The sequence below is a fragment of the Sulfitobacter sp. HI0129 genome (assembly GCF_001635395.1).
Taxonomy (GTDB): domain Bacteria; phylum Pseudomonadota; class Alphaproteobacteria; order Rhodobacterales; family Rhodobacteraceae; genus Sulfitobacter.
This window is the reverse complement of sequence record NZ_LWGH01000914.1, coordinates 1-727: the sequence shown is the minus strand read 5'-3', so window position 1 is coordinate 727 and position 727 is coordinate 1. Positions and strand designations below refer to the sequence as shown.

The following is a 727-nucleotide window of genomic DNA, read 5'->3' as shown; positions in this document are numbered from 1 at the left end:
CGAACTCCTCCAGCTTGCAGTAGGCAGTCGAACGGCTTCTTGCGCCCATGGAAGCTCCGGCTCTTGTCACCCGAGGCATTCCGCTGAGGGCATTCAATGAGAAGACGAGATGTTCGATATTCCCACAAGGCCCACGTGCCTTCACCACTTCGTCGAGGAAAACGCGGAGGCGCTGCAGAACGCCGCCCTTCTGCTGGGCGGCCGGCCATGGCTCAAGCGGGTTCAGTGTCTGTTCGAGATGCTCTACACCGGAAACTCGCTGCACGGTCGCGCAGGCCGCGACGTGTCCGCCCTGCATGACCTGCTCACGCTGGCCCATGTGCATGATCCGTCCCGCCCCGAAGCTGCCTACTTCGCGTCACTCGATCCGGCGTCGCCGCAGGTCGAGGAGATCTGCCTGCTGGCGGACGAACTCCGACGGGCTTTCGAAGAGGTCTCCCCCGGTCAACCGTCCCATGGCGATCAAGAGGAGCGACGCACATGAACGAGGAACCCATGCTGGACGATGAACTCATCCCGCGGATCGAGGCGGCCCTCGACGCCTCGAACGCAGTGCTGGATGCAATCTCCCGGGTCGAGGAAACTGCGGCGCTCGAAGGCGCCCTCCGGGCCGATGTGCTGGAATTGAAGGACCGAATCGAGGGGCTCACCATCTTCAAAAAGGGCGAACATGTCGGTGTGAAACAGCTGGCCGCTCGCCTCGAGCCCGTGATCCTGGGAGCGACCA

2 protein-coding genes are annotated in these 727 nt (G+C 63.0%); both read left to right on the top strand.

All coding sequences use genetic code 11. The annotated features are described in order from the left end of the window. The first annotated feature begins 109 nt into the window (after positions 1 to 109). A complete protein-coding gene (locus tag A3764_RS20900; RefSeq protein ID WP_067923228.1) occupies positions 110 to 484 on the top strand; it encodes a hypothetical protein in 375 nt (124 codons plus the stop codon). Further along, positions 481 to 727, top strand: a 247-nt coding sequence (locus A3764_RS20895) for a hypothetical protein (protein ID WP_150122359.1), incomplete at its 3' end; no start/stop codon positions are given. The genes A3764_RS20900 and A3764_RS20895, both read left to right, overlap by 4 nt.

What these genes read in the sequence shown, in the direction of transcription:
- A3764_RS20900 (WP_067923228.1), top strand. Translation starts at nt 110, where the DNA reads ATGTTCGATATTCCCACAAGGCCCACGTGCCTTCACCACTTCGTCGAG.